Raw genomic sequence first — 23,150 nt, 5'->3', positions numbered from 1 at the left:
ATTTTTTCCAATTCGCTCTGTTTAAAATCAAACCTTACTTGTCGGTATCTAGAAGTTTCCACCGCATATTTAAAGTTCTGGAATGGTTTCTTTCTTTGTAAAGTACGTTCTAAGTCTATTTTAAATTGATCTTCGCTTATGCTTTCCGCAAAGGACTGCATGATTATAAACGATTCAAAACTTTTCAACACCTCAAATTTGATAAAATTTTTGGATGTTGAGTTACTTTCTCTTTTTCCTCTTCAAAAACGGCCTGAAAATCTTTATCATAACCAAAATCAGAAAAATTTGGAATACAAATCAGTTCTTCTGTTTTTCGATTTAAATAACTATCCTCCCCGCAGTTTAAACTACCTGCAATTTCTTTAATTATTTTTGAGTTATCTTATCCATAAAAGCATCCGTATTCATCTTCTTCAATACACTTAATCATTTTTTCTATATGTGAAGCTTTTGGAAAGGGTTGATAAAGTTCCCATTTTAGACTGGCCCTCATCCAATACAAATTCCATTCTTGCCGTGACTTATAATACCTGATTTTTGCATATTCTATATGCTGTATTTCTTCGGGATTATTCCAAACAGGTCTAATTTCATAAAGAATACAAGTTTTCCCGTCATAAGCATACCCAAAATCGAGTTGTTTATGAATTTCCAGATCATCTGGACGTAAGGAGTTTATATATTTTTTTATGCTAGATTCGTTGATGTCTATAGGTTGGTCTTTCATTTAATCCTCTTTAATGTTGCAGTACTTCAAATATAAAAAAACAACTCTTTATTTCTTTTTTAAATCAGAGGACAAAGGTTATTTTAAAGTTTAAAACCGAATTTTTTGCTTGTTGCTTAGTGGATTTTAATTCTAATTTCTAGTATATAAAAGCGCTTGCCTGTATTTTCTGAACGAATCTGTCCAAAAAATACAGGCAAGCCTGAGTTTATAATCTTATTTATTTACAACAAGTTTAATATTACTATTCGTCTAAAAATTGTCTTAGTACATACTGTAAAATACCACCGTGTTTTACATATTCTATTTCAATTTTAGAGTCTAGGCGAGTGATTACCTTAAACTCGGTTATTTTACCATCGGGAGCAGTTGCTACTACATCAAGTTCTTTTCCAGGAGTTAGTCCGGCTTCAATCCCTTTAATGCTGTAAGTTTCTCTCCCCGTCAAGTTTAAACTATAGGCATCTTCACCACCTTTAAACTTTAAAGGTAAAACTCCCATTCCCACTAAATTAGAGCGGTGAATACGTTCGTAAGAAGTGGCAATAACGGCTTTTACTCCTAAAAGAATGGTTCCTTTAGCGGCCCAATCTCGGGAAGAACCAGAACCATACTGCGTTCCCGCAATTACCACAAGTGGAGTCTTACTTTCCTTATATTTCATCGCGGCATCATACACTGTCATTTCCTTATTGTCTGGAAAATAATTAGTGTAACCTCCTTTACGCTTAGCAATCTCATTATTGATACGTACATTGGCAAAAGTACCACGCATCATTACTTCATGATTTCCTCTGCGCGAACCATAGGAGTTAAACATATTTTTTTCTACGCCTTTGTCTGTTAAATATTTTCCAGCTTCACTGCGGTCAGAAAATAATCCTGCAGGTGAAATATGATCTGTGGTAACTGAATTCCCCAGTTTCATCAAAACATTGGCATTTTCTATATTTTTTAGCGTTTCTGGATTATCACTGATATCTTTAAAAAACGGAATTTCTTTAATATAAGTAGAATCATCTTTCCACTCATAATCCAATCCGCTTGGCGCTTTTAAATTTTGCCATTGTTCTTCACCATCAAAGATGACATCATATTCTCTAGCGTAATCTTCTTTGGAAGTAGCAATTTTCATCGCTTGATTAATTTCTTCTTGAGAAGGCCATATATCTTTTAAGTAAACTTCTTGGCCATTGGCATCTTTGGTTAAAGGATCTTCCATTAAGTTGATATCTACACGTCCTGCAATGGCATAGGCAACCACTAGCATAGGAGAAGCCAAGAAATTCATTTCAATTTTATTATGAATTCTTGCTTCAAAGTTTCGGTTTCCACTCAATACGGAAGCTACTAATAGCTCGCCATCATCAATTGCTTTATCAATATGAGGTGGGAGAGGACCCGAATTTCCAATACAGGTAGTACATCCATATCCTACCACGTGAAAGCGTAAAGCTTCTAAATCTTCTAACAATCCAGCGCGTTTTAAGTAACTGGTTACTACTTTAGATCCTGGCGCTAAAGACGTTTTTACCCAAGGTTTAACATCAATTCCTTTTTCTATGGCTTTTCTCGCCACTAAGCCAGCTCCCAGCATTACAGATGGGTTAGAAGTATTGGTACACGAAGTAATCGCCGCCACTACAATAGAACCGTCGCTTAGAGAATACTGCTCGTTACCTTGAGCAATATGTACAGAATGTAAAGCTTCATCTTTTTCTACAGAAATTTCTTTATCTACTTTTTGTTCTCTAAACTGTTTATTGAATTTTGTACCTGAACCTCCCTCAGCATACCAAGTTTCTCTTTTATTAGGAGAAAGATAATCTCTACCGTGAGCTTCTTTTAATATATCACTAAATTTATTTTTAAGTTCTTTTACCAAGATTTTCTGCTGCGGTAATTTAGGTCCCGAAACGGTAGGCTCTAAATTAGATAAATCAACCGCTACAATATCGCTATACGTAATTTCTTCTTTTCCTGTACGCCAAAGTAGATTGTTTTTACAATAGTTTTCTACCAAATCCAATTGATCTTGGTCTCGATTGGTGTCTTTCATGTATTTGATGGTTTGGTCATCTATAGGAAAGTAAGTAACGGTACAACCAAACTCTGGAGACATATTAGAAATCGTGGCTCTATCGGGAACGGTGAGATGGTCTAAACCTTCACCAAAAACCTCGACAAAGTCGCCCACTACACCATATGAACGTAAAACCTGAGTAATTTCTAAAACCATATCTGTAGAGGTAATCCCTTCAGGTCGTTTTCCTTCTAATTTTAAGCCGATTACTTTAGGCGCCGAAAAATAAATGGGTTGTCCCAACAAGGCAGCTTCTGCATCAATACCACCAACACCCCAACCAATAACACCAACGCCATTTACCATGGGCGTATGCGAATCTGTTCCTACTAAGGTATCTGGAAAAGCCCAACCATCGCGATTTACAACTCCTTTGGCTAAATATTCTAAATTTACTTGGTGGCAAATTCCCATTCCTGGAGGAACTACGGTAAAGTTTTCAAAAGCATTTTGAGCCCATTTTAACACTTCATAGCGTTCTTCGTTTCTCTTATATTCAAACTCTACATTTTTCTTATATGCGTAATCTGTTCCGAAGAAATCTACTTGCACCGAGTGGTCAATTACTAAATCTACAGGAACTTTCGGATTAATTTTGGCACCGTCTTTTCCTTTTCTAATAGCTTCAGATCTAATGGCGGCAATATCTACAACGGCAGGAACACCTGTAAAATCTTGCATCAGCACTCGCGCTGGCTTATAGGGAACTGAAGTACTACTTCCTTTAGGATCCCAGTTCACTAAATTAGTGATATGCTCTTCTTCAATTAAGAATCCGTCATAATTCCGTAAAGCATTTTCTAATAAAATTTTAATAGAGAAAGGCAGTTGATTTACTTTAGGATGTTTGTCTGCAAAGTCTTTTAAACTGATATATTTTAAATCGCCTTGCTTAGTTTTTAAGGTTTTTGTAATATTCTTTATGGTTTCTTTCATAGTCTTTAGTTTTTTATATAGTGCTTGCTTTAAAGATACTTAGATTTGAGGGATAAACAAAATGGCGGCTTCATTTTTGAAAGTAACTCTTCCACTTTTGAGGCCTAGTAGAGGCTGCGAAACTCTTCGGATAGCATCTGTAGCATTTTTAGCTTCCACAATTACTAAATTTGCTGGCATTTTTTCTTCCAATATAAATTTTTGCTGAATCATTTCCGCAGCGTTTTTACCAATCATTTCATAAACGGCTTTTAATTCTTCTTCGGTGGCAGATTGGGATAAATTAGCATACATATTTGCCATACGCAATAGAGATGCGTCTCCATAAGGTGTAAAAGCATTGAGAATGTTATTGCTCGCAATGCAGGTATTTATGCGCTTTGCAAAATCTTTGGCATTTATGAGTCCGCGTGGTATAGGTCGTTCCGTATTTCTTCCGTTAAGAAAAATATCTGTAGCGGGAAGAATACTCAAATTTATGTTGGCGCTTTCTAACAACGAAATCATTTTTTCGCGTTGTTCAGGTTTCATGACCGCCAATTTAGTAACATGGCCAATGCTCACCTTGCCTTGATACTTTCATTTAATGGTTTCTTCTACGAGTTTGGGAATGCTAGAATCTTCAGGATTTAAATCGAAATCTAAGTGAAAATCTGCATCTATATCATATTTTTCGGCTAGATCTAAAATCATCTCTATGTGCTTGTTGGGATTTTTGTCTTTATAAGGACAACCACCAACTACCTCGGCACCATATTGCAAAGCTTTTTCTAAAAGCGTTTGCGTTTCTTCATTATCTGTTAAGCCTTCTTGCGCAAAAGCACAAATTTGAATGTCTATGGCAAAAGCATATTTTTCTTTTACTTTTTTTATGGCGTTAAAAGCTCTTAATTTTGTTTTAGGATCTGTTTCTACAAAAGTTCTCATTCCCATGGTGCCTTTTTTAATGGCCATTTCTACCACTTGACTCGCTCTTTTAAAAACATCTACTTCCGTAAAGTCTTTTTTTGCTTTAGAGGTTTCCTTTACAGCCTCTTCTAAAGTGCCTTCTTCTATATTGCATCGGTCTAAAATACAGGCTTTGTCTAAGTCTATGTGGCTTTCAAAGAAACCAGGACTTACCCAATTGTTGTTGGCGTCATATATCGCTTCCGCGGAAGCGTTAACCTGCTCGCTAATTTCGTGGATATATCCATCTTTAATCCCAATCTGAACCGGGTTTTTATGCTTGCCAAGACGGGCGTTGATAATTTTATACTGAAGCATTTTTAATCGTTTTGTTTTTTTAATAAATGGGCGTAGGCTTCTAAGTTTTTCGTATTTTCAAAAATTACTTTTAAAACTCCGACTAATGGCAGAGCAAAAATAGCGCCTACGATTCCCCATAACGTGGAAAATAAAATAACACCAAAAACGGTAATAAAGGGATTTAAATCTATTTCGTCTCCAATAATCCAAGGCGTGAGAATATAATTTTCTATGAGTTGAGCTGCCATAATTACTCCAATTACAATAAGTGCGGGAGTACCACCCGCATATAGGTAAGATAAGATGACGGCTATACCGCCGCCAATTATATTACCTACATAAGGAATAATAGAAAATAAGGCTGCAAATAGCGCTAAAAATAGTGCAAACGGTACCTGACCTACTTTGAACCCTATATAATATATGATAGCTAAGAAAAACATGATTTTACCTTTCCCAAACAAATATCCACTAATGATGCTGGCAGAATCTTGCAAAATTTTATTCGCGCCGTCTTCGTGCTTTACTAATTTTTTAAAGAAACCGATGAACAATTTTCTTTGCATCAAAAATAGAATGACATAAATTAAAATGATGAAAAAATTAGACAGAACATTGGAGGCTGAAGCAAATAAAGCTTCTGTTATATTTTGTACCTGATCGAAAAAATCTACATTTTGATTAAAAGTTTCCTTCGGATTTATTTGAAACTTATTTTGCATCCACTCACTAAAAACTTGATATTTAGCCAGTGCTTTTTCTTTGATAGTTGGCCAATCATCTGCCATTGCATTTACCTGAGTACTAATGAGCCAAAAGAGTAAGGTAAAAAAAACAATAGATAGAAGCATAGAAATACTAATGGCGAGCCATTTAGGAAAGCCCCAAGATCTCATTTTCTGGGTAGGTTTATCGAGTAAAGTAGCTATGATGACAGCGACTACCAAGGGTGAAATTAAGCTAGAAGCAGAGGTGAGTATAATCCAAATTAGACAAATAAGGAGTAAGCTTTTAACGAATTGCTTGCCAGAGATTTCTATTTTTGCCATGGATATAAGTTAGGTGATGCTTCCATTATTGCCAACATTTTGCAATTCGTAAGCGTGTGTGTAAATTTCTATGCTATTCCCAAAAGGATCTTCAGTAAAAGCCATTTTATATAGTTTTTTTCCAGGATACATTTCTTGGGGAGGCATGGTTTCTTTACCGCCGTGTGACACGATTCTTTCAATCATTTCCTCAATATTGGGATGTTGAACGCAAAAATGAAATACGCTGGTTTTAAAAGAACTGTTATCTGACTTTTTTTCAGAATTATTGGCGAATTCAAAAATTTCTAATCCAATTCCGTCAGCAGAAGATAAATGTGCAAATTTAAATTTCTTCCAACCCTGTCCATATATTTTCTTGCTGATAAATGATAAGTGATTGTCTTCATTCTCATTCACCTCTATTGGGCCAGCAATATGATAAAAACCTAAAGCCTTTATATAAAATTGCATGGCTTTTTCTATATCTGGAACACTAATTCCTACGTGAGAAAAGTTTACTGGATAGCTCATAAATTGTATTTATTTGGCCATTGTATTGACAATTAGCCCTATATGTGTAAAATAATTAAAGGCACCAAAAAGTAGAAAAATAACTCCAAGACCATAAAGAAGTGCAAATGTTAGTTTTAATTTATTGGTGATAGCGGTTTTTCCTAGAGCAAAATAGTGAAGTACAGAGGGAACTAAAATAGAAGCCACACCCGTTAATGCCCATAATAAAGAAATAAATGTTGCCTCTACCATAGGATAATCTGCAAATTGTCCTGTAATAGGTTCTTCTGGTGGTGCGGCAAAGAGTTGATAAGTAACTCCTGCAATACCTATAGCGATGAGTGATAAACCTAACCCATAAAGCAAATATTTAAGATGCCAAACTACACGAGCCACTTCTTTAAATGGAGTGGTGGAGCTTAGTATAGATGTTTTAGCTTTATAGAAATAAAAAGAAAGTCCCAACGCGAGTACGCCAATGGCTAAAGTAGGTTCGCCAAAAACAATATTATCAAAAGGAAAATATTTGGCTAATGGCCAAGTAAGCGTCATATGCAAACCGGTAGTAAAAAGTAAAACGCTTAAAACCCCAAGATTTAAACTCCACCCTAACGGATTTATTTGTTCTTTTTTATATAGTTGCTGACCTATTTTTGCTAATGACATAAGTGTAGCTCCTGTAGCTAAAGCCATAATGGTATTATAAGTAGGCATATTTACCCAATCTATAATAAGACCTGAATCTTGAGACATAAAAATTTTTTAAGTAAACCCTAATTTAATAAAGCCTGTTGTAAAAGGCCACTTTATTAAAACAATATTAACGTAAATCCTATTTTATAGTGTGAGTAAATAGCTAATTAAACAAGGATCTAAAATTTACATCAATATTTGTTTGAGCCTGTCTGCCTATGTCGCAGACAGGCTTAACCAAAGAGCAGAAAAAAATTAAATAGTTCAAAATCTATGAGTTAAATGCGATTATGAATAAGCATTCAATTGCTAATTTCTAAATATTATTATTTTACAACTCTAAAATTGTGCTGCCCTTCTTCCGTAGAAATTTTTACTACATAAGAACCTGCCGAAAGTGTAGATAAACTTAACTTTACACGAGAAGCGGACATATTTGACCTCAAAACTTCTTGCCCTAAAAGATTATAAACCTTTACAGAATTAATTTCTGACTTATACTCAATGTGTAAAATATCTTGTGTAGGCACGGGATATACAATTAACGCCTTAGCGTCAAAATGATTAACATTTAAAACTCCCACATTTAAAGTAAAATCTAAGGCTTGTCCAAACCCTGGATTAGCTCCCATTCCAAAAGGATCAAATTCTATGGCACACGGGTTGATAATAGCAACAGAATCTGCATCTTCATAGGTTTTGGTAATTCTAATTCGGGTGGGTCCTTCTAAAGCATCTGCGGGAACCGTAATATCCATACTTACAGAAATATCATCATCTCCCGTAGAGTTTATCAAAGAACCTACTTCGTAGATTTCATTCGCATCATCTAAGATTTCATTTTGATTCCAATCAATAAAGGCAACAATTTTATTTTGAAAGTCTCCGTACGTATTTCCTTTTACCGCAAGAGTATAAGTCTCTCCTATAGTTACTTCTGAAACTACAGCAGTTTCATCAACCAAAATAGAAGTTAAATCTGTATTTGTCATGTTGCTTCCAGCAAATGCCACAGAAGTAATTTCCTCTACACTTGTATCATCTAAATCACAATATGGATTAGGGAAATCTTGAGCCTGCATTCCAAAAGTTAATACTGAGGCTAATGCTAAAGTAATTTTTTCATAGTTTTAAAAATAAGTTAATTTCTAAGTTACGAAATAAAAGCTAATTACACTTCTTGTAGATTTAAAAAATAGCTTTTCTAATGCTAGCTTCCTAGTTTTTTTATTGGTTTATTACAGCAATTAGAGATAGAAAACTTTCTAATATTTATAAAATTAGGGATTAATTCTCTATAAACCTGTAAGGTGTCATCAATGCCATTTCAGCAGTCACTTAATTATTTGTCATTATATAGAAGACATTGATGATGTCATCTAATTTTTTCTAAAATAGAAGTAATTAAATAGTGCTTATTGTTTTCTCTCGTGTTGTAGCAAGATTAAAAACTTATCTTATAAATTTTAAAGTACTTTTAAACCGTTCCTTTTTTTCCAGCTCCCATGCCTACATAAAGTTTAATAAGAGCGATGGCTATTAAGGTTAATAAGGCGTAATTCCATTCGCCACTGAAATCATGAATAATTCCGATACAAAAAGGGCCCGTAGCAGCGATCAGGTAACCAATAGACTGTACAATTCCTGAAAGCTCTGCGGCAGTATCGGCGTCTGAAGATCTTAAAATAATAAGTAATAATGCGAGTCCAAAAGTACCTCCTAGAACAAAGCCAATTAAAGAAACCCAAACCGGAACTAAGCCTAAGCCAGGAAACATGAGCCCAATTAGAGAAATGATTTCTAAAAACACCAAAACTCCAATAATGAAGCGTTGGTCTTTACGCTTTCCTGCCCATAGTGGAATGACGATAGAACCTAAAATCCCTGTGGCTTGTGAGAGAGAAAGCATCCATCCCGCATAAGTGTTAGAATAGCCATCTTCTATTAAAATGGTAGGCAACCAAGCTAAAATTACATAAAAAACCATAGATTGTAAGCCCATATAAATGGCCATTTTCCAAACTAATCCAATGCTACTTAGCTTTTTTAAAGCTTCCATAAAATTACGTCTGGGTTTAGTTTTTTTGAGGTGCTTTACTTGAAAAGACCAAATGATAAAAGCAATCAGTGAAGTTGCTGCCCAAATAATTAAAGCTCCACGCCATCCCCAACCATAATCTTCGGCTAGAGGAACACTAATTCCCGCGGCTAAAGCGGCTCCTATGGCCATTAAACTTCCGTATAAACTGGTGATCGCTCCGGCTTTATCAGGAAAGTTTTGTTTGGTTAAGGCTGGAAGTAAAACATTTCCGAAGGCAATTCCTATTCCCACAAATAGAGTTCCTGCATATAAACCCACAATTCCAAAAACCGATCTGACTATGATTCCCAAACTCAATATTGCCAAAGCTCCCAATAGTGTTTTTCCTACTCCAAAATTCTTCGTGAATAAGGGAGTTAGCATAGAGATCACCGCAAATGCCAGTAGGGGTAAGGTGGTCAATAATCCCAAAGACGCGCCAGATAGATCTAAATCGATGCCAATAGATTCTGCTAAAGGTCCAATACCTGAAAGCGCAGGCCTTAAGTTGAAGGCGATGGCTAAAATAGCAACGATGAGCAATAATTTGGAAGGACTACTAGAATTATTCATGAAATGCGCTGCTTAAAAAAATGCAAAACTAAGCTTAAATCCCTAAGTCAGTCTTTATTTAACCTAGAATTAATGATTATAGACACTAAAGTAATTTAGCGATATAGATTGATGTTAGCGATATAGATTGATGGCAGTGCGTATTATTTCTTCAATATCTTCGGGGATTTCAATTTGATGGTCTAAGGTGGTTACATCGGTTTTATAGAGCGGGAGTTGAGTCTCTATTTTAGTTTTCATCGTTTGCAAAGAACCCAATAGAGAAGCCATCGCATATTTTCCGCGAGGTTCGGTGGGGGTGAACGTAATAGGCAAAACCGCTTTTTGTGCAAATTCTCCCGATGCCGTACACCATTCCAACATATTTTTGAGTACCGCTGGGATATTATGCGTGTATTCTGGGGTAGCGATAAGGATTAAACCGGCTTCTAAAATCTTATTTTTTAAAGTTTCAATATTTTTGGGAATGCTTTTTTCTAATTGCGACGTACTAAACAACTCAAATTCTTCTAAACCTTCAATTATTTGCATTTCGTCTGGTGAAGAAAGCAATTCCTTTATAGCATTTAAGAGATAGTAGTTGCTGCTAGATTTACTCGCAGAGCCAGATATTCCAAGAATTTTCATCTTTTTATTTTTAAATATACTGTTTTATGAAGACTTTTTTGAATGATTTTTTACGCTTCCGCGGAATTGTTTCCGTAGAAAAGTAAAAGAGAAACTATAAATTGATTATTTTCGGATAACAAATCAACATTTATGAAATTTATTTTAACTGGCTTAATTTTGCTTGCGAGCTTAAGTGTATCTGCACAAAAATTGGAAGCCTATCAAATTTACAACAAAAAAGGAAGAAAAGTAAGCTTTAAAAAATTGGTTAAATCCGTAAAGGATAAAGACATCATCTTATTTGGAGAGTTGCACGATAATGCTATTGCGCACTGGATGCAACTCAAATTAACGCAGCAACTACATAAAGAAAATGATTTGGTATTGGGTGCAGAGATGCTAGAAACCGATAATCAAAACGTCCTCAATCAATATTTGAATGATGAAATAAATCAGAAGGGCTTAGATAGCTTAGCGCGTTTATGGGTGAATCATAAAACAGATTATAAGCCACTAGTAGATTTTGCAAAAACAAATCAGCTTCAATTTGTTGCCACCAATATACCCAGGCGCTACGCGAGTTTAGTGTATAAAAAAGGCTTTGAAGCTTTGGATAGTCTGCCTGAAAAAGAAAAAAGTTGGTTACCACCGTTGCCTATTGCTTACGATGCAAACTTACCAAGCTATAAAAAGATGTTAGATATGATGCCAGATCATGCAAACCCCAATTTTCCTAAAGCTCAAGCCGTTAAAGATGCTACGATGGCCCATTTTATTTTAGAAAATAGAGAAAAGGAGCAGCAATTTATTCACTACAACGGCGCTTATCACAGTGATCATTTTGAAGGCATTTATTGGTACCTACAACAAGCTTCAGAAGATTTAAAGATGGTGACGATTTCTACCGTGACGCAAAATGATGTAGGAAAATTAGAAAAAGAATATAAAGGAAAAGCCGATTTTATCTTGGTGGTAGACGTAGAAATGACTAATACGTATTAGAGTTTAAAGGAAGAGATGGCTTGATTCTATGATGTGCTTTAAAGAAACAAGAGATAAGAAACAAGAATTAGAAACCAAGAAACAAGACTGCTTGTAACTAATGATAAATTTAGCTATTAAAAATTTGCTCCCGCTCTCGATAAAATCGCTTTGGAAAAAGTAACTCATCTATTTTAATTTGTCACTAAAGACTAAAAATAAATAACAACGTAATACTGAAGAAAATCAGACAATTTAGCCGTAGAATAACCGCGGAAAAGTATATCCGTTGCTTAATACAGAAACTCTATATTTTTAAGATGACTTTTAAACCAGTTCTTTTTGATATAAGTTATAGGTAGAAATGGGAAGTGTTTTTGTTCCAACTTTTCTAAAACCTTGTTGCTCGTAATAATTACAGAGTCTTGGGTTTTTAGCATCAGAATCTAACCTTAAGAATTTGTAACCCTCTTTCTTAGCCTCAATTTCAACTTTTTGAAGTATTGCTTTTCCAATTCCTCTTCCTTCCAGTCTTTCTATCACTACTAAGGAATGAATATATTTCGCTTTTTCGTTTTGCTTCCCCCAATACATCATATCTTCTTCTAGGATTCGTAACATTCCTATATTTTGCTTGTGGGAATCTTCCACAAAAAAGAACTCATCATTTTGAATGCCTTCTTCTACCCATTGTATTTTTTCTTGCGGCGGATTCTTCCAATACTGCCAATGATCTACATTTTTTTTCGCAATCTTTTCCGCAGCTTCTTTGAATAAGAGGAGCACCTTATTCTTATCTTCGATGTGTATCTGCTTAAAAATAATATCCATTTGAGTTTTGCTAAGTATAAGTTGGTATATTATTGAGTTTTCATAAATTTTCTAATCGCAACCCATTGTTTTAGCATATCTCTAGCATCTTGCGCGGGATAACCTAGAACTGTTTTTCCAGCCTCTACATCGTTCATAACTCCAGAACCCGCACCAACAGTAGCACCAGAATTAATGGTGGTATGGTCTTTAATAGAAGCGCTGCCGCCAATAACCACGCCATCGCCTAAAGTCACAGAACCCGCAAGACCACTGTGTCCTGCCATAATACAAGAACGTCCCATAATGCTGTTGTGCGCTACTTGTACAAGATTGTCTATTTTACACCCATCTCCAATAATCGTAGAACTAAATTTTGCTCTATCTACACAAGAATTGGCACCAATTTCTACATAATGACCAATAATCACGTTTCCTATTTGCGGTATTTTTACCAAAGCTTTGCCATCGTCACTTGGTCGGTAACCAAAACCGTCTGCTCCAATACTCACATTGGTATGAAAAATACAATGACTCCCAATAATACAGCGTTCGCGTATGATCGTTCCAGACCATACGATGGTATTACTGCCAATTGTGGTTTCGTCGAAGACGCAAACATTGGGATATAAGGTGACTTCCTTTCCCAATTCAACATCTTTTCCTACATAACAATTTGCACCAATTTGACAGCCTTCGCCAATTTTTGCCGTTTCGTGAACTACGGCTGTGGGATGAATATCGGTATCAAAAACAGGTGCTGGCGGATTAAAAAGCTCCAGTATTTTTGCCATGGCTAAATCTACATTCTTTACTTTTATAAAAGCACGCTTGTCGCCAGGAAGCAAATCAGAATTAGCGCTAACAAGAGCAGCAGAGGCTTTTGAGTCGGCCCAAAATTTTTCATATTTTTTGCTTCCAATGAAAGTGATTTGATTGCTGTTTGCTTTCCGAATTTCCTCTGGTGCTTCAATTTTTTGGGTGGTATCACCAATTAATTCACCTTTTAGAATAGTATTGATTTCACTTATAGAATAGGATGTCATACGTAGTTTTTGTTTTAGTGGTAGATAGGATCATGAATAGAATACGATTTTCTCTGCTTCTTTAATACTCTCTAAATCAAAAAAGTATAAATACTCTAAGAAAAATCTTCTTCATAAAATGAAAAATTTTGACTAAAATAAGTGTTTTTTTATGAGAATAGGGATAAAACGATCAGATTTGTTGGATAATAGAAGGATGTTTTAAAATTTAGATTTTTCCTTTTATTGAATGGCAACAAGTTTTTTTGAAAAAGTAGAAGAGCGAAATCGTCTGATTTGAAAATTTAGAGATCCACAATGCAATGAAATTTTTCTTTACGGAAGTAAAAGATACTTATAGAAATGTTCTTAGGTACCTCTAATTTTGAAATAGTTTTTTTTACTTCTAGAAACACCTTATTTGATCACGATTAGTCTTATTAAAAATTTCAAATGTGTATTTTTTTCCATCCAATTGATTCTCATTATTTCCTTATAGATGAGTCCGTCATACATGTTTTTAAATCTTTTACGGGTAGCTACTTATTCGCATCAGTCATTTGTGACAAAACGGTATAATCAGTATTCCTCTCTTCAGGTTTAAAGAAACTTGGTTTGTACTCGATTTCAAAAGGGATTTTTATCAATTTCTAGTTTTTCTATATACTAAGATCTAAGAACATTAAACCCGGCTCTGCTATCTAATCTAAAATTTAAGATCAGATTATTTTCTAACTGAATTTCAGTAAAGATACCTATACGAAATTCTCTATCGTTTTCAAGATGGAGCTTTCTACTTAATAGGATATACAAGCTTGAGCGGAAAACTTTGTGAATATTGGAGAGATGTAGATTTTAATATTTCAACCGGAAAAATAATAGTTAAAAAAGAATTTGAAGATTGTAAAACGGAAGAATCAAAAATTTACAAAACCGAAAATGAAACTTTTTATCGTAAAGGGCTAAAGGTAACCTTAGCTAAAAGATTAGAAAGCGAGATTCTAATTACCACCCCAAAATATGGACATAAAATTTATATAGCTTTTCAATAAAAGTGTAAGCGCTTGTAAAAACAACTTGTAGGAATGATCCGATTTTCCTTTACTAGTCTACGACTGTGACGTGTGGAAATAAAAAAAGCCTAACAAATAAAAATTTGTTAAGCTTTAATAGTCGGGGTGGCAGGATTATACCCTTTCCCCATAATATTATATATATCAACCAGTTACAGATTCCGAAACTTTACTGTTAGCCGATTTGTTGACGATATTATAAATGAACTTAAAGTAAAATGCTTTACTTTCTGATGGTGCAAATATATAATTTGTATTATTTCAAACCAACATAAAAAGTCATTTATTTTATGACTCTTAATACTGCTTCAAATTTGGTTCATTATGCCTAATCATTTCTACTAAATATCTTTAAGTTAATCATTCTGGAAACACATTAAATCGAGTAATCAACTATTTCATTATAGGTCTTTTAAGTGATGAACTTCTATAGAAAAATTTGAGGTAGAGAGTATTCATACAATATTACCGAAATATAAACGTCGCAAAATATTTTTCGGAAAAGGGACGGCATAAAGCCATCGCTTCTTCCCTCGCTTATTTATATACTCTATTAAAAACAAATAAAATCGTTATTTTTTCAACTCATTTTTCTTGGGTCAATACAAATATGGTTCATATCATATGGTTTACGACTTTGGATGACACCATAGACTGTTCTTAGCATTTTATTGGACACATTGTTCATAATTAAGAAATAAGGCTTTCCTTCAAGTTTTTTTCGTTCGGCATATAAGCTGTATTCCTTATTATGAGCTACCGCCGTTTTGGCAGCAAGGAATAACAGGGATTTCAGTTTTTTATCGGCCATATGGCTTGTTTTCGATTTCATTGACATTTTCCCTGATGAGTTGGGGTATGGGCACACACCAGCAAATGCAGCCGCTTTTTTTGCCGTCGAAATACGTTTGAAGTTTTCCGTTTTGATGATTAGGTTGTTTGCGATTACCGGGCCAATTCCTTTGATACTTGTGACAAGTTTATAATTATCTCTTAATTCTGAATCTGATTGGACGACTTTTTCAATTTCTTTTTCAACAGAACTAATTTCATTTTCCAAATTCATAATTGCCCTTTTGCAGCTTCTATAGGCCACTATACTCTGGGAAGGTCCAATCATTCTTGCCTTTTGCCCCAGTAGAAGTGATGTCCTGTTTTTGGAAAGTTGTTCGCGCAAGGTATAGAGTTCTTTGAGTTCTTTGATGGACTCGGATTTAGGTTCTTCAAGGCGCAATTCTTCAGCAAACCTCTCACCATACTTTCTGATACGATAAGCATCCTTTGAATCACTTTTACCTCTCTGCAACCCAAGACTGTGCTTAACACTGTAACCAGAGACCAATGCTATTTTAATACCGTATCGGTAACAGAGGTGTACTAATAGGTCGCCGTAACTTCCCGTGTGCTCAGCTACCAAGATACAGTCATCTTTCACTTGTTTTAAAAAGTTGCATATACCATTAAAGTTATTGCGTATGATCTTTTTTTTCTCTTTACCTACATCAAGAAAGCTGACATCAAACTTTTCTTTGGACAGGTCAATTCCATATACTTCCATTATAAAATGTTTTAATGTTCCCATTGAGCGGCTTAAATCGTTAGTGGGTTATGCCCTTAATACTCTCTGGCTTTGACTCAAATAACTTACTGTACTTAATATAAATAGTAGATTTCCTCTATTCCGTTTCTAAAGCTAATGCAGTAAGTGGAACTGTTGTTTAATGGTAAAAATACATTTGTTTTTATCTATAATTCTTACTGTCGGTAAAGTAACGATTCCGTTTCCTTTCCACTCTAAAATTTTGTCTTCCGTTTGGGTTTTGCTCAAATATTGTTTAATCTAAAATCATTTAATTATGGAAACAAAAGTAAAATCAAACGGAACAGCAAAAAAAGTAAATGCAACCGTTAAAAAGGAAGTTCAAAAGAAGTTGACCGAGGAAGCTATCGGAAAAGCTGTTACACCGGAAAAGCTCGTGGTAGCCAAAAAACCAGAGATTAATTTGGATGACAGAATTCAAAAGTTTGAAAAATTGAGAGGTTTGGCCACGCAACGTGAACGACTTACGGAAACCTTGAGTGAACTTACCAAGTTCAATTACAATCAGGACGGTTCAAGTTCCTTTCATATTAGGGACTCACGCAATCTGGAATTCAAGACGACCAACACGAATTTAATCAAGTTGGTAACTACACATTTACAGTCCACTTTGGAACAACGTAAATCAGAGATTGAAGAACAGATTCTAAAATTTGAACTTTAATGAAGCTAATGTCTTCAAATGTGAAAGCCTGCTCGCAAGAGTAGGCTTTCTTTTTTTAATCATATCTGTCTTCAGACAGGTCTAAAATCAAATATTATGTATTTAAATCGTTTACAACAAGATGAAATTTTCGTTTCAAATGAAATGAAATCGTTAAAAATTATTACTGGTATGGAGTCTCGAAGAGGGCTTGAAAATGCCGTTATTTCCAATGACAAAATTGTGAATGTGGTCTCGAACAGTTATGGCCATATTCCAAATGAACTGTTTTTCAAAAAAGCCGAAGGGTTATTAATAGATGCCAATTTGAAATATCATAAACGCACTATCAACAGAAATGACAGGTCTTTCATTACCGATTTTATAATCGAGGACGATAATCAGTTTTCTTTAAAAGAAGGACAGGACAAGATTCTGCCAATGTTACGTTTCAAAAATTCTTATGATGGAAGCGAGAAAACTTCCGGACATTTCGGTTTTTATAGGGAAATATGCACCAATGGATTACACGTTGCACAAGCAGAAATCGCATTTTCGATAAAGCACAGCAAGAACAATACAGATTTAATAATGCCAAAATTGAACTTGCTATTTGATAAGTTTCTAAATAATGAATACTACGAAATCACAAGGAAATTCAGGGAAATGGAAGAAATCGAACTTATCGATACCGAGGCATTTGTAAAGGACATATTGGAAAAAACGAAATTGTTCCGATATGAATGTAGCGACAAAAACGATGACCCATCAAAAAAATCCCGTGAGGTTATAGAGCTTATCAACGATGAACCGTTTCCAGCTTATTCAAAACCTAATTTATGGGTAGGTTACAACGCCTTTAATTGGATGCTTCACAATACCTTGAAAAAGACCTTTTCACAACAAGAAAAGTTGGATAAGGTTTTGTTCGATGAAATATATGCAATGGTTTAAAGAAACATTGTAAAAGGTTTATCCAGTACCTAACTAAACTGGATTTTTAATTTTACTTCTGCCTTATCATTCCGTTTAGCACATTTCCCTACATTCCGTTGCTCTACATTTCGGAAAATGAGCTGCTCTCAAAAAAGGTCTTGGACACAACTTCAAAGATTCCGATTTCCATTCCACTTGCCTACTCATTCCCGAGAAAATTCGGGAAGTGGTCAAACTCTATTCCAATCTACATCTTTAAAGTCAAGTCCGCTTTAAATCCTACTTCAAAAGAATAATTTGGTTCTATAATCCGTTCAGCACTTTCCCGCTACATTTCGCAAAAAGCTACATTTCGGGCAAAGAGCTTCTCTATAAAAAATCTTGGACCCAATTCCCGTTTTTGGTTTTCCATTCCGCTTCCCCTTCCCGCTTCGCTGGGAAGGAACGCTACATTCCCAAACCAAAACCGTGAATCCAGTCCGCTTGTAATCGGAAAGTCAAAGCCTCGATTTTCTTAACAGAATTAACGGCAAAGCCTACTTTGGTCTTTACTCGATAATTCTTAAAAACCGAACCTTTGCCTCACACATTTTAAGGGGTTTATAATAGATGAAGCCTTTATTGTTTTTCGGGACAGCGAAAAACAGGTATGGCATAACCAATTCTAAAATAAAGCCATTTGCTCTGTTCGCTTAACTGTCGGTACGCTCTCGTCACAAATGGCTTTATAAGAATTGCTAATACCATTATGGAACTTGTCAAGACTGTACAAGTTTTAGGCAAAAATAAGGTTTCTACTTCCTTGAAAATCCAAGGATTTTACTACGTCGCAAACACACCTGATTTATTCCCTAAAAGTCTTGACAAAACCCACTTCATCCATTGTGCGGAGCACGAAAGAAATCATACAAACACCCCTTAAAATTTAATTCAGTTTAAATCAAAAAGGGAAATATTAATCTTTTAAATCTTTTATTATGAGTACTATTAAAAATCACGTACAGTTAATTGGAAATGTTGGGCAAGAACCAACTATTACGAACCTTGAAAGCGGTAAGAAAGTAGCCCGTTTATCATTGGCAACCAATGAATACTACAAAAACGGCAAGGGCGAAAAGCAAACGGATACCAATTGGCACACCGTTGTCGCTTGGGGCAAAACTGCTGAAATTATCGAAAAGTATGCCGAAAAGGGCAAAGAAATCGGAGTTGTTGGAAAACTAAAGACCCGAACCTATACCACGGACGATGGCAATCAACGCTATGTTACCGAAGTGATAGCCGATGAAATCCTATTATTAGGTAGTAAGTAAAAAGTAAAGAGGGCACTAATACCAGTTTTCAATTAGTTTGTGCCCTCTTCTTTTCATCATTAATTCTAAAAAGATATAACAATGAAAGCACAAGTTAACGAAATAAAAGAAGGATTGCAACATTTTCACGGTTCTGAAATGTTCTATCAAATCCCATTAATACGCACCCGATTTACAAACGGACTGAAATATTTAGCCAACGTAGCAGAGTGTTTTTGGCTCATTACCGATGTTTCAGTAATCGCCAAAAGTTTGCTAAACCGAAGCCATTTTATAACAATAGATTTTAAAAGGCTATCGGAAGAGGAACAGGATTATACAGGCTATGAAGCTGAAATAATTTACAGCGATGGAAATGGGAATATATTTGAAATACACCGATACAATTTTACCGATTTTCCTTTGGATGAACTACGGTTGTATTTTGTGGATAATACGTTGATGCTTACAAGCGAATATTAAAAAGTAAGGCTATGATTTATCTAAATTATAACAACCTCGATGACGAAACCCAACAACATCTACTTTCCGTTTCAAAAGAAGATATAGAAAGCAAATTTGGGAACGACCTTAAAGCCTACGCCAATGAACATCATATGGATTATGATAAGATATTGGACGAAGAAGCGATAAAAAATCTATATTCATATCAGTACGTTTTTAACATCTAAAATAAAAACAAGAATTAAGACCTTTGAACTTTCAGAGGTCTTTTTTTGTGCTTTACTTTTTTCAAATTTACAAGAGCCAATATTCAAAAACTCGACGTCTTAAATTTACTTTTTTATAAAAATCCTATTTTTTGGTATCAAAACTAACCATTTGGAAACAATCTGTATTTCAATATTATATCTAAATAGAATATCTTTAAAAGACTGTTAGCAGTATCAATTTAAAGTATCGTTATCCCATTTTGATTTGACTTTCGCCGATAATGATACCCATCAAAAATTAAACATATCGGAATTTTTTATTCCGAAAAAAAGCAACTGACTTTTCAGTCAGGTTGTTTGAAAAATTTTGTCCCTGCGGGACGAATTTGAGAAGCAAGAGGGTAACACGCCAAGGCGATGTTAACGATTGGTTTTTAGTTGTAATTATTTGATATTCAAATAATTACTGGTTATATAAAATAGAGAAATAACAAAGTTTTACAGTAAATCCTTTTGAAACCCCTATAAAACGGCAATTTTTTACAGTAAATGAGTTCAAATCATCAAAAGAAATACAGTTTTTCTGCCATTAGTATTAAACCTAAAGTGGCAACTCGCTTTCGGAAATTTTCCAAGGAAATTACCCATTCACATACTGATACGTTGGAAGCAATGATGAACTTTTTCGATTTGAACGAGCTATCCCCAAATGAATCTTTGGGTGCAAATATGAAGACTTTAGAGAATAGCTTAAAAAAACGAATCAATGCACTTGTAGCCATTATTAGGGATATTGAAAAAAACCAGACCAAACCCACCAATGCAATGTTGGAACTGCTCTTTCAGGAGAATCCAAAAGAGGAAGAAGCACAAGAAGAATTATTTGAATTTGAACAACAGGAATTGATTACAGAAAATGAGGAACTGAATCATTATCGAAATCGGTACGAAGAAGTTCAACAACAATTCCATTCCGTAAAATATGATTTAGAAAAAATCATTGATAAGACCACTTATGTTAAAAGCAGTTTTGGAGGTGGCTATTTAAAACTGGATTTAAGCAAAGATGAATTTGAAAACATTAAACAAAAATTATAATGTATATCACAGTAACCAAACAGACATTAGATGGCAATTATGCACAGAGCGTTTCCGATTTTGTCGCTTATCTCGAAAAAGAAAACGATGACAAATCCATTGATGAAATGGAACATTTTTTCAATCAGTATGGCGAAGAAATATCAGGTAAGGAAGTCATTAAAGAAATTGACGGAAATACGGCTAAACTCAAAAAGACCGAACCAAAGTTTTATTCCATTACAGTCAATCCGAGTGCTTATGAATTGAAGCGATTGCAAAATCATTCCGAGGAACTGAAAAAGTACACCCGAGAATTGATGAAAGAGTACGCTAAATCTTTTAATCGGGAAATAAACGGACGAGCTGTTACTGTAGATGACATTATATACTATGCCAAAATTGAGCATCAGCGTACGTATAAGGGAACGGATAGGAAAATTCAGGAGAACCAACCTTATGCCACCAAGATACTTCAAATTAAGAACGATATCCGGAAAATTAAAAGTGGCGAATTAGAAGGCAACATCAAAAAATTACAGCAAACGATGTCCCGATTGGAAAAAGAAGCACCACATCAACAAGATGGAAAACGCATTGTTAGAGGGATGCCTAAAGAAGGCTCTCAAAGCCATATCCATATTATTGTGAGCAGAAAGGATATGTCCAATAAATACAGTTTGTCCCCTGGTAGCAAGTACAAAGCTTCGGAAACCGTTTTTAATGGCAAACCTGTAAAACGTGGTTTTGATAGGGACAAATTCTTTAAGGCTTCTGAAAAAACGTTTGACACTCTATTTCAATACAAACGAAACTATGTTGAAACTTATAAGGCACGTAAAACATTCCTGAAAAATCCAAAGTTGTATTTCTCAATTCTTTCGGGATTGCCAACCAATGAAAAGGCAACTGCCTATAAAATACTTGCCAAATCTGGTGTACCCATAATGAATATTCCAACAAACAAAGTACAGTTGGCATTAAAGATAATCAACAAGTTTAAAAAAGGGATTGACCGAGCAATACAGTCGGGTTCTATTGGGATATGAGTATGTCAATACCACATATCATCCTTTTTATTGTTGTTCCGGTATTGTTTGTCAGTACAGTTTTATATGTGTTTCTTCATCAAGAAGAGCCCAAAAACGGAGATAAGAAATATCAGGTACGCTTTAAACTTCGTCGTGGAAAATTTCAAATCGAAAATATCAAGCGAGGTGCATCGATTATTGGCTCTGCGGGAAGCGGTAAAACAGAAAGTGTTATCTATAATTTTTTACAGCATTTTAGTACCCATCAATTTTGTGGTATCATACACGATTACAAGGATTTTGAACTTACCGAAATTGCCTACCCATTATTTAAAGAAAAGGATATTAAATTCTATACCATAGCTTTTGACCAAATCCATTATTGTGTAAACCCAATTACCCCAAGATATTTGCCCAATGAGGAAAGTGTGAATGAATTATCCAAGGTACTCATTGAAAATCTTTTGGAGTTCAACGAATCCAGTACAAACAGTACCACAAAATTCTTCAGTGATGCTGTTGAAGGTTTGATGGGTGGAATGATTTGGAAACTAAAAACGTCCTATCCTCAATATTGCACCCTGCCCCATTTGATTGCTATTTTTCAATCGATGACTACCAAACAGTTGGTTACTTTTGTGAGCTCAAATATCACTTCCCGAAGTATGGCAAGTGCTTTTATCAACGGAATGGATTCTGACAAACAAACGGCAGGTGTGAAAAGCACATTGGCCAATGCCTTTAAAAAGATAGGTTCACAACAGTTGTTTATGGCTTTGTCAAAAGATGAAGTACCATTGAATATCAACAGCAAGGACAATCCTGCTGTTATCTGCATCGTGAACCATCCCAAATATGAATCAGCTTACTCGCCTATCATCGCTGCAATTATGCACACAGTCATCAAGCAAATGAGCGTGAGAGGTCAACAGTCGTCATTTTTAATGATGGAAGAAGCCCCAACCATAAAGCTGCTTAATATGCACCGCATTCCCGCAACTTTAAGAAGCTATGATATTGCCACAATTTACGTGATGCAGGATAAAATTCAGAATGATATGCTATATGGAGACAAAGCGAGTAAGGCTATTTTGAGCAATCTTTCCTATCAGTTTTTCGGCAAAGTTAATGACCCAGATACTGCAAAATATTATGAGCGTTTCTTTGAGATTGTTCGTAAGGAAACCACAAGTATAAATCGTGGACACAATCTAAATTTTGATACGAGAATTACCACAGGCGAAAAAGAAGTTTCTAAACGTAGAGCAGATGTTTTTTTCCGTTTGAAACAAGGCGAGTTTATAACTTTTGCTGATGGCAAAGATAAAAGAGTTCAATTTAAACTACAAACGATTAAAAGAGAAATACCAAATCCTCATCAACATTTTACAACCGATGAATTAAAGCTCAATTTTGAACGGATTTATAGAGAGGCAAAATCTATATTTAAGGTTAACTAAAATTAGTAAATAAAGAACAACCATAGTTTTTGCACAACCTGTGCATCGATTA

Annotated in this window: 23 protein-coding genes; 10 read left to right on the top strand and 13 right to left on the bottom strand. The window is 35.0% G+C overall.

Going from position 1 to position 23,150, the window contains the following annotated elements:
* Positions 1-385: 385 nt before the first annotated feature.
* The 10 genes from RLT85_RS03740 to RLT85_RS03695 all read right to left on the bottom strand — a co-directional run bounded on the left by RLT85_RS03740 (position 386) and on the right by RLT85_RS03695 (position 10,514).
* Positions 386-730 carry a DUF3024 domain-containing protein gene (locus RLT85_RS03740; protein WP_311400691.1) on the bottom strand — a complete coding sequence of 115 codons (345 nt, stop codon included), beginning with the start codon at positions 728-730 and terminating at the stop codon, positions 386-388.
* 244 nt (positions 731-974) lie between these two features.
* A complete protein-coding gene (gene acnA / locus RLT85_RS03735; protein WP_311400690.1) occupies positions 975-3,749 on the bottom strand; it encodes an aconitate hydratase AcnA in 2,775 nt (924 codons plus the stop codon).
* Between the two features lie 39 nt (positions 3,750-3,788).
* Entirely contained in the window at positions 3,789-4,280 is a 492-nt protein-coding gene (locus RLT85_RS03730; RefSeq protein ID WP_311400689.1) for an amidohydrolase family protein, read from the bottom strand.
* Between the two features lie 48 nt (positions 4,281-4,328).
* Positions 4,329-5,015 (bottom strand): amidohydrolase family protein, encoded by a 687-nt coding sequence (locus RLT85_RS03725; RefSeq protein WP_311400687.1) that lies wholly within the window; start codon positions 5,013-5,015, stop codon positions 4,329-4,331.
* A gap of 2 nt (positions 5,016-5,017) precedes the next feature.
* Complete coding sequence (locus tag RLT85_RS03720) at positions 5,018-6,046, bottom strand: AI-2E family transporter (RefSeq protein WP_311400686.1); 1,029 nt, start codon at positions 6,044-6,046, stop codon at positions 5,018-5,020.
* A gap of 9 nt (positions 6,047-6,055) precedes the next feature.
* Entirely contained in the window at positions 6,056-6,559 is a 504-nt protein-coding gene (locus RLT85_RS03715; protein ID WP_311400685.1) for a VOC family protein, read from the bottom strand.
* Positions 6,560-6,568: 9 nt separating this feature from the next.
* Positions 6,569-7,294, bottom strand: a complete 726-nt coding sequence (locus tag RLT85_RS03710; RefSeq protein WP_311400684.1) for a DUF981 family protein — start codon at positions 7,292-7,294, stop codon at positions 6,569-6,571.
* Between the two features lie 266 nt (positions 7,295-7,560).
* Positions 7,561-8,316 (bottom strand): T9SS type A sorting domain-containing protein, encoded by a 756-nt coding sequence (locus RLT85_RS03705; protein ID WP_311400683.1) that lies wholly within the window; start codon positions 8,314-8,316, stop codon positions 7,561-7,563.
* A 395-nt stretch (positions 8,317-8,711) separates the two neighbouring features.
* A complete protein-coding gene (locus RLT85_RS03700; RefSeq protein WP_311400682.1) occupies positions 8,712-9,887 on the bottom strand; it encodes a CynX/NimT family MFS transporter in 1,176 nt (391 codons plus the stop codon).
* Positions 9,888-10,001: 114 nt separating this feature from the next.
* A complete protein-coding gene (locus RLT85_RS03695) occupies positions 10,002-10,514 on the bottom strand; it encodes an NAD(P)H-dependent oxidoreductase (RefSeq protein ID WP_311400681.1) in 513 nt (170 codons plus the stop codon).
* Positions 10,515-10,646: 132 nt separating this feature from the next.
* Between RLT85_RS03695 and RLT85_RS03690 the strand changes: the two genes are divergently transcribed.
* Positions 10,647-11,498, top strand: coding sequence for a ChaN family lipoprotein (locus tag RLT85_RS03690; protein WP_311400680.1), 852 nt, complete (start codon positions 10,647-10,649; stop codon positions 11,496-11,498).
* Positions 11,499-11,804: 306 nt separating this feature from the next.
* Here the strand turns inward: RLT85_RS03690 and RLT85_RS03685 are convergent, their stop codons facing one another.
* Entirely contained in the window at positions 11,805-12,308 is a 504-nt protein-coding gene (locus RLT85_RS03685; protein ID WP_311400679.1) for a GNAT family N-acetyltransferase, read from the bottom strand.
* A gap of 29 nt (positions 12,309-12,337) precedes the next feature.
* Positions 12,338-13,333, bottom strand: a complete 996-nt coding sequence (lpxD, locus tag RLT85_RS03680) for a UDP-3-O-(3-hydroxymyristoyl)glucosamine N-acyltransferase (protein ID WP_311400677.1) — start codon at positions 13,331-13,333, stop codon at positions 12,338-12,340.
* 794 nt (positions 13,334-14,127) lie between these two features.
* Between lpxD and RLT85_RS03675 the strand changes: the two genes are divergently transcribed.
* Positions 14,128-14,364, top strand: a complete 237-nt coding sequence (locus tag RLT85_RS03675; protein WP_311400676.1) for a hypothetical protein — start codon at positions 14,128-14,130, stop codon at positions 14,362-14,364.
* Positions 14,365-14,965: 601 nt separating this feature from the next.
* Here the strand turns inward: RLT85_RS03675 and RLT85_RS03670 are convergent.
* Positions 14,966-15,943: an IS110 family RNA-guided transposase gene (locus RLT85_RS03670; protein WP_168817893.1), complete on the bottom strand. Its 978-nt coding sequence runs from the start codon at positions 15,941-15,943 to the stop codon at positions 14,966-14,968.
* Between the two features lie 298 nt (positions 15,944-16,241).
* On the opposite strand from RLT85_RS03670, the gene RLT85_RS03665 reads away from it, so the two are divergent.
* From RLT85_RS03665 to RLT85_RS03630, 8 genes are all read left to right on the top strand, one after another.
* Entirely contained in the window at positions 16,242-16,649 is a 408-nt protein-coding gene (locus tag RLT85_RS03665) for a hypothetical protein (protein WP_147865768.1), read from the top strand.
* Positions 16,650-16,745: 96 nt separating this feature from the next.
* Positions 16,746-17,582 carry a DUF932 domain-containing protein gene (locus RLT85_RS03660; protein WP_147865767.1) on the top strand — a complete coding sequence of 279 codons (837 nt, stop codon included), beginning with the start codon at positions 16,746-16,748 and terminating at the stop codon, positions 17,580-17,582.
* A 959-nt stretch (positions 17,583-18,541) separates the two neighbouring features.
* Positions 18,542-18,877 (top strand): single-stranded DNA-binding protein, encoded by a 336-nt coding sequence (locus RLT85_RS03655; RefSeq protein ID WP_008992779.1) that lies wholly within the window; start codon positions 18,542-18,544, stop codon positions 18,875-18,877.
* 81 nt (positions 18,878-18,958) lie between these two features.
* On the top strand, positions 18,959-19,339 hold the full coding sequence (locus RLT85_RS03650) for a DUF6876 family protein (RefSeq protein ID WP_025743391.1): 381 nt from the start codon (positions 18,959-18,961) through the stop codon (positions 19,337-19,339).
* Between the two features lie 11 nt (positions 19,340-19,350).
* Positions 19,351-19,548 carry a hypothetical protein gene (locus RLT85_RS03645; RefSeq protein WP_008992777.1) on the top strand — a complete coding sequence of 66 codons (198 nt, stop codon included), beginning with the start codon at positions 19,351-19,353 and terminating at the stop codon, positions 19,546-19,548.
* Between the two features lie 531 nt (positions 19,549-20,079).
* Positions 20,080-20,628 (top strand): BfmA/BtgA family mobilization protein, encoded by a 549-nt coding sequence (locus RLT85_RS03640; protein ID WP_027126753.1) that lies wholly within the window; start codon positions 20,080-20,082, stop codon positions 20,626-20,628.
* Positions 20,628-21,656, top strand: a complete 1,029-nt coding sequence (mobB, locus tag RLT85_RS03635; protein ID WP_008992775.1) for a MobB family relaxase — start codon at positions 20,628-20,630, stop codon at positions 21,654-21,656. Before RLT85_RS03640 ends, mobB begins: the two co-directional genes overlap by 1 nt.
* The gene (locus RLT85_RS03630) at positions 21,653-23,098 is read left to right on the top strand and encodes a type IV secretory system conjugative DNA transfer family protein (protein WP_028281656.1); all 1,446 of its coding nucleotides are present in this window, start codon (positions 21,653-21,655) and stop codon (positions 23,096-23,098) included. The genes mobB and RLT85_RS03630 overlap by 4 nt, the downstream gene beginning before the upstream one ends.
* The last annotated feature ends 52 nt before the right edge of the window (positions 23,099-23,150 follow it).

Origin of the sequence: Mesonia ostreae (assembly GCF_031845265.1) — a bacterium.
Taxonomy (GTDB): domain Bacteria; phylum Bacteroidota; class Bacteroidia; order Flavobacteriales; family Flavobacteriaceae; genus Mesonia; species Mesonia ostreae.
Note: the sequence above shows the minus strand (reverse complement) of the source record. Positions and strands in the feature narration are given on the sequence as shown.

Excerpts from the sequence above, each read along its gene's own strand:
- RLT85_RS03665 (WP_147865768.1), top strand. The coding sequence starts at position 16,242 with ATGGAAACAAAAGTAAAATCAAACGGAACAGCAAAAAAAGTAAATGCA.
- RLT85_RS03710 (WP_311400684.1), bottom strand. The coding sequence starts at position 7,294 with ATGTCTCAAGATTCAGGTCTTATTATAGATTGGGTAAATATGCCTACT.
- RLT85_RS03685 (WP_311400679.1), bottom strand. The coding sequence starts at position 12,308 with ATGGATATTATTTTTAAGCAGATACACATCGAAGATAAGAATAAGGTG.
- RLT85_RS03630 (WP_028281656.1), top strand. The coding sequence starts at position 21,653 with ATGAGTATGTCAATACCACATATCATCCTTTTTATTGTTGTTCCGGTA.
- RLT85_RS03720 (WP_311400686.1), bottom strand. The coding sequence starts at position 6,046 with ATGGCAAAAATAGAAATCTCTGGCAAGCAATTCGTTAAAAGCTTACTC.
- RLT85_RS03655 (WP_008992779.1), top strand. The coding sequence starts at position 18,542 with ATGAGTACTATTAAAAATCACGTACAGTTAATTGGAAATGTTGGGCAA.
- acnA (WP_311400690.1), bottom strand. The coding sequence starts at position 3,749 with ATGAAAGAAACCATAAAGAATATTACAAAAACCTTAAAAACTAAGCAA.
- RLT85_RS03690 (WP_311400680.1), top strand. The coding sequence starts at position 10,647 with ATGAAATTTATTTTAACTGGCTTAATTTTGCTTGCGAGCTTAAGTGTA.
- RLT85_RS03715 (WP_311400685.1), bottom strand. The coding sequence starts at position 6,559 with ATGAGCTATCCAGTAAACTTTTCTCACGTAGGAATTAGTGTTCCAGAT.
- RLT85_RS03730 (WP_311400689.1), bottom strand. The coding sequence starts at position 4,280 with ATGAAACCTGAACAACGCGAAAAAATGATTTCGTTGTTAGAAAGCGCC.
- RLT85_RS03700 (WP_311400682.1), bottom strand. The coding sequence starts at position 9,887 with ATGAATAATTCTAGTAGTCCTTCCAAATTATTGCTCATCGTTGCTATT.
- RLT85_RS03670 (WP_168817893.1), bottom strand. The coding sequence starts at position 15,943 with ATGGAAGTATATGGAATTGACCTGTCCAAAGAAAAGTTTGATGTCAGC.
- RLT85_RS03660 (WP_147865767.1), top strand. The coding sequence starts at position 16,746 with ATGTATTTAAATCGTTTACAACAAGATGAAATTTTCGTTTCAAATGAA.
- RLT85_RS03740 (WP_311400691.1), bottom strand. The coding sequence starts at position 730 with ATGAAAGACCAACCTATAGACATCAACGAATCTAGCATAAAAAAATAT.
- mobB (WP_008992775.1), top strand. The coding sequence starts at position 20,628 with ATGTATATCACAGTAACCAAACAGACATTAGATGGCAATTATGCACAG.
- RLT85_RS03640 (WP_027126753.1), top strand. The coding sequence starts at position 20,080 with ATGAGTTCAAATCATCAAAAGAAATACAGTTTTTCTGCCATTAGTATT.
- RLT85_RS03695 (WP_311400681.1), bottom strand. The coding sequence starts at position 10,514 with ATGAAAATTCTTGGAATATCTGGCTCTGCGAGTAAATCTAGCAGCAAC.
- RLT85_RS03645 (WP_008992777.1), top strand. The coding sequence starts at position 19,351 with ATGATTTATCTAAATTATAACAACCTCGATGACGAAACCCAACAACAT.
- RLT85_RS03725 (WP_311400687.1), bottom strand. The coding sequence starts at position 5,015 with ATGCTTCAGTATAAAATTATCAACGCCCGTCTTGGCAAGCATAAAAAC.
- RLT85_RS03705 (WP_311400683.1), bottom strand. The coding sequence starts at position 8,316 with ATGCAGGCTCAAGATTTCCCTAATCCATATTGTGATTTAGATGATACA.
- RLT85_RS03650 (WP_025743391.1), top strand. The coding sequence starts at position 18,959 with ATGAAAGCACAAGTTAACGAAATAAAAGAAGGATTGCAACATTTTCAC.
- lpxD (WP_311400677.1), bottom strand. The coding sequence starts at position 13,333 with ATGACATCCTATTCTATAAGTGAAATCAATACTATTCTAAAAGGTGAA.